Origin of the sequence: Mesorhizobium sp. M7A.F.Ca.CA.004.06.1.1 (genome assembly GCF_003999135.1) — a bacterium.
Taxonomy (GTDB): Bacteria; Pseudomonadota; Alphaproteobacteria; order Rhizobiales; family Rhizobiaceae; genus Mesorhizobium.
The window spans coordinates 1-4,341 of sequence record NZ_RZPQ01000504.1; the positions used below are offsets into that span (position 1 = coordinate 1).

General features: G+C 63.8%; 5 protein-coding genes and 1 tRNA gene. 1 reads left to right on the top strand and 5 read right to left on the bottom strand.

Annotated elements, in window-relative coordinates; all coding sequences use genetic code 11:
- The 4 genes from EN906_RS24395 to EN906_RS24410 all read right to left on the bottom strand — a co-directional run.
- Positions 1-161, bottom strand: a 161-nt coding sequence (locus tag EN906_RS24395) for a sigma factor (RefSeq protein WP_281034233.1), incomplete at its 3' end; no start/stop codon positions are given.
- 71 nt (positions 162-232) lie between these two features.
- Positions 233-664 (bottom strand): acid-shock protein, encoded by a 432-nt coding sequence (locus EN906_RS24400; protein ID WP_127269066.1) that lies wholly within the window; start codon positions 662-664, stop codon positions 233-235.
- A gap of 163 nt (positions 665-827) precedes the next feature.
- Positions 828-1,016, bottom strand: a complete 189-nt coding sequence (locus EN906_RS24405) for a DUF2158 domain-containing protein (RefSeq protein WP_023811455.1) — start codon at positions 1,014-1,016, stop codon at positions 828-830.
- Positions 1,017-1,151: 135 nt separating this feature from the next.
- Positions 1,152-1,227: transfer RNA gene (locus EN906_RS24410), tRNA-Thr, on the bottom strand.
- A gap of 331 nt (positions 1,228-1,558) precedes the next feature.
- On the opposite strand from EN906_RS24410, the gene EN906_RS24415 reads away from it, so the two are divergent.
- Positions 1,559-2,698, top strand: coding sequence for a hypothetical protein (locus EN906_RS24415; RefSeq protein WP_164777323.1), 1,140 nt, complete (start codon positions 1,559-1,561; stop codon positions 2,696-2,698).
- Positions 2,699-2,712: 14 nt separating this feature from the next.
- On the opposite strand, the gene EN906_RS24420 is transcribed toward EN906_RS24415, so the two are convergent.
- Positions 2,713-4,314 (bottom strand): cisplatin damage response ATP-dependent DNA ligase, encoded by a 1,602-nt coding sequence (locus EN906_RS24420; RefSeq protein ID WP_127271579.1) that lies wholly within the window; start codon positions 4,312-4,314, stop codon positions 2,713-2,715.
- Positions 4,315-4,341: the final 27 nt, after the last annotated feature.

Below are 4,341 nucleotides of genomic sequence, written 5' to 3' on the forward strand. Positions count from 1 at the left end.
AAGGTTTCCTGGGCGACATCCTCGGCCTCCGCCGCATCGCCGAGCATGCGCACGGCAAGCGCCAGGATACGCGGCAGCTTGCGCGCGACGAGGGTTTGCACCGCTGCCGGCTCGCCGGCGCCAACACGGCGAACCAGCTCCTCGTCCGGATCCGCAGCCATCAGTCGGCGAACTCCCGATATTCATCGCGCGTCATTGCCTCTTGGTCATTGCTCCCTGCTTGACCTCTTGGTCATTGCTTCGGCTTGGGAGCGGTTTTGTGGCCCGGCAGTTCGTCGGCCGTCAAAATGCCGTCGGCATTCTTGTCCAGCCGGGCGAAGCGCCTGGCGAAGAATGCATCGAGTTCGGCGCGATCGATGAAGCCGTCATGGTTGGAATCGATCCGCGCGAAGGATTTGGCGGCGTCGCCCTTGACGTTGCGCTTCGTCTGAAAGGCCTCCCATTCCAGCAGGCTGATCTTGCCGTCGCCATCCGTGTCGGCCGCCATGATCGCCTTTTCGCGCCGCTTCTGGAATTTGGCCAGCGTGATGTCGGACCTGGTCCCCGAAGCGCCTGGCGCGGCAAGTGGCGCGGCGGTCGGCGGTGCAGGCGGCGTCGTTGCCTGGGCGAAAGCCGCAACGGTCTGCAAACTCAAGGCAACGACTGATATCGAACGGCGGATCATGCTGTGCGTCTCCAGGTTGGCGCGACGCAGACGGCTTGTGCCGCCATCGCGCTTCAACCGTTAAACGCCGCGACCCGGAAAATCCGTCGGTCGCGCCTGCTGATCCGTTCACGCCCGGACAAAAGAGGGTGCCCATCCCGGCTCGATCGGGATGGAAGGAACTCTAGTCCGACTGGTCGGCCGCAATCAGTTGTTCGGGCTTGAACCCGGCATGTTGCGGGGTCCACACCTCGCCCTCGCGATTGAACCAGTGGCACAGATACATGCCCGAGGCTGCCCCATCGCTGATCGTCATCCTGGGACCTCCGGATTTCAGCCTGACGACGTCTCCGGTCTTGAAATTGTTGGGCATTTTTGACCTCCCATGCTGAGGCCATGATTTTCACACCAAACCGGTGTCTCGACAATGGCAGATCTGCCAGGCCGGCGCCGCAATCCTTTGCACCAGCTGCGAAGGGGCAGACAGACGACAAAAATGGAGGAGGAATGGTGCCGCTTGCGTGACTCGAACACGCGACCCCCGCATTACGAATGCGGTGCTCTACCAACTGAGCTAAAGCGGCCCAGGAAGCCAAGGCCTCCAGGATGCGGCGGTGATAGACGCAACCGGGCGCGAATTCAAGATGCGACTTGGCAATTCCTGCGTCGGCGTCGTGGCACCCTCGAAAGCCGGCCGCCGCCTTGTCCGCCAATCAATCGCCAAGGGAATGCGGCGCACGGTGCGTGTGCTCCCTGTGCGCGAAAATCGGCGAAACATGCTGATTTTGTTGCCGGAACAGCGCCGGAATGGACTTTGCACACCTCTGCGAGGCAGAATACGCCGCTCGCCCGTTGATTGATTGGTCGCCTGCGGCTAACGATCACGGCAAGGTTGGCAAAGACAGAGGGACCCGCTTGGACGCGATCGAAAAAGCGATCCGGAACGCCTTGGAGAAAGGCAATGCCGAGGACCGCGCGTTCCGCGAGAGGGTCTATCGCTCGGCTTTTGCCGCGCTCGATCGCGCGCTCCAGGCCAATCCGGGTGTGACCGTTGAGGTCGCCATCAAGCGCCGCAAGGCAATTCAGGCGAAAATCACCGAAATCGAATCCGAGTTCCTGCCGGCGGTGCCGGATGTCGGTCCGCAGGGCGATGCACCGGCGGTCGAACTCGGAGCGGACCCGGCGCCCGCGGTCGAAACCGGCCGACAGGCATCGTCCCCCGATGTCGTCGTCGACGGACCCGTGCAATCCGCTGCCGATGCGCCGCGCTCCCGCGTTCTGCCCGTCGTTCCCGACATCATGCCGGAGGCCACGCTTCCCGATGCTCCGGCCATCGACATGTCGGTTCCGGCCTCGGCCGGCGCGACGACGGAAGTGGCGCCCGACCGCGATGAACGGCGCATAAGGGGACGTCGCCTGCCGCTGACCGCCATCTTCCTGACCGTGACACTGCTCGCCGCGGTTGGCATCGGCCTGTTCTTCGCCGTGCAGACCGGCGTGTTCAAGACATCCGCGCAACTCGACCCCGCCCCGCCGCAGGCGCCGCCGACCGTCGAGGACGACGATTTCACACCGGCCGACGGCGGTCCGGCAAAACCCGGCGCCGCGGACCAGGCGCGCGACTGGATCAATGTGTTTTCGCCGGCCGATGCATCCCATGTCAGCGCGCCGTCTGACGCCAGGGCCGAGGTGATGAAGGACGATACCGGTTCGTTCCTGCGCATCCGTTCCGGCGCGTCCGGTTCGGCGATCAGTTTCGACGTCGGACAAGGCGTGCTGGAGAAGCTGGCCGGCAAACATGCCGTGTTCGACATCATTGCCCGCTCCGAAGAAGGCAAGGAGACGCAGATTTCGGTCGACTGCAATTTCGGCGAACTCGGCGACTGCGGCCGCAAGCGCTATGCGGTCGGCCAGCAGCAGAACGAATATCTGTTCGATGTGCAGTTTCCCGACAAGCGTCCGGGCTCGGCCGGCACCATTGCCATCAATTCAGACTTCGACAAGCAGGGTAAGGCCGCGGACATCTACGAAATCCGCGTTTCGATCGAGCCGTAAGAGCGCTGAACGGTCTAGCGGTCGAGCAGCGCCTGTAGCGTCTCGATGCGGTCGGCCTCGTTGGCCGGCTTGTCCCAGCGCAGCCGCGAAATGCGGGGAAAGCGCATGGCGACGCCGGATTTGTGCCGGGTCGAGCGGTTCAGCCCTTCGAAGGCGACTTCCAGCACAAGGCCGTTGTCGCGGTCAGCCCGCACCGAGCGCACCGGCCCGAAACGCTCGATCGTGTTGTCGCGGACATATTTGTCGATCTGCTTCAACTCCTCGTCGGTGAAGCCGAAATAGGCCTTGCCGACCGGCACCAGTTCCTCTTCCCCTTCGGCACCTGTCCAGACGCCGAACGTATAGTCGGAATAGAAGCTCGAGCGTTTGCCGTGGCCGCGCTGGGCATACATCAGCACCGCGTCCACCGTGTGCGGATCGCGTTTCCATTTGAACCATGGACCTTTCGGCCGGCCGGCGACATAGGCTGAGTCCCAGCGCTTCAGCATGACGCCTTCGATGATCGGATGCGGCGGCACCCGGCGTAGTTCCTCAAGCGTTTGCCAATCCGTGAAGTCGACGAATGGCGAAAGATCGAAACGGCTCGGGTCGAGCGTTCCGACAAACGCTTCCAGCCGACCGCGCCGCTCGCGAAACGACAGCGCGCGCAAATCCTCGTCGCCGAGCTGGAGCAGATCGTAGCAGCGCATGAAGGCCGGGTATTGCTGCTGCATCTTCGGTGTCACCGTCTTGCGATTCAGCCGTTGCTGCAGATCCGAGAAGGTTCCCGTCGCCTCCCGGGGATCGCCGACCAGCAATTCGCCGTCCAGCGTTGCGGAAAAATGCATGGCCTCGGCGAGGTCCGGAAAGGCACCGGAGACATCGTCGCCGGTGCGCGAATAGAGCCGGCGGATACCGCCCTCGGCCGTCGCCTGGACACGGATGCCGTCCCATTTCCATTCGGCGGCATAATCCGCGGGATCGAGCTTTTCGAGATCGCCGTCACCGACCGGGTTCGACAGCATCACCGGGCGAAACAATGCCAACGCCGTGCTTCGTGGTCTTTCGGCCTTGCCTTCCAGCCACGCGAACAGCGCTGTGTAAGGCGGTGACAGCCCGTGCCAGAGCTCCTCGATCTCGGCCACGTCGACCTTGCCGAAATCGGCCAGCGCCTGTTTGGCCAGCCGCGCCGACATGCCGATGCGCAAGCCGCCGGTGACCAGCTTGATGATGGCAAAGCGCGCCGAGATGCCCGCGCTGTCGAGCAGCCCGGCCAGCACCTTGGGCCCGTCGGAGCGGCTTGCCGCCTGCAGTTTGGCCACGACTTCGCCCAGCGTCGGCTCGCGGTTCGCGATGTTTCCGGGCGTTTGCGGCCAGACCAGCGACACCGTTTCGGCGAGATCGCCGACATAGTCGTAGGAATAGCCGAACAGCACCGGATCCATGCGTTCGGTGACCAGCATGCGCAGCATCGCCGGCTTGACCGCGGCGATGTGGAGATCGCCGGTGATGGCAGCCAGCGCCAGCCCGCGATCGGGATCCTCGACGCTGCGGAAATAGTCGGTCAGCAAGGTCAGCTTGCCGTTGCGCGACGGCGTCAGCACCAGGCGGTCGAGAAGCTCGGCGAAGCGGTTCATGGCTTCAATCGCCCTCGTCCTCGTAGC

What these genes read in the sequence shown, in the direction of transcription:
- EN906_RS24400 (WP_127269066.1), bottom strand. Translation starts at nt 664, where the DNA reads ATGATCCGCCGTTCGATATCAGTCGTTGCCTTGAGTTTGCAGACCGTT.
- EN906_RS24405 (WP_023811455.1), bottom strand. Translation starts at nt 1,016, where the DNA reads ATGCCCAACAATTTCAAGACCGGAGACGTCGTCAGGCTGAAATCCGGA.
- EN906_RS24420 (WP_127271579.1), bottom strand. Translation starts at nt 4,314, where the DNA reads ATGAACCGCTTCGCCGAGCTTCTCGACCGCCTGGTGCTGACGCCGTCG.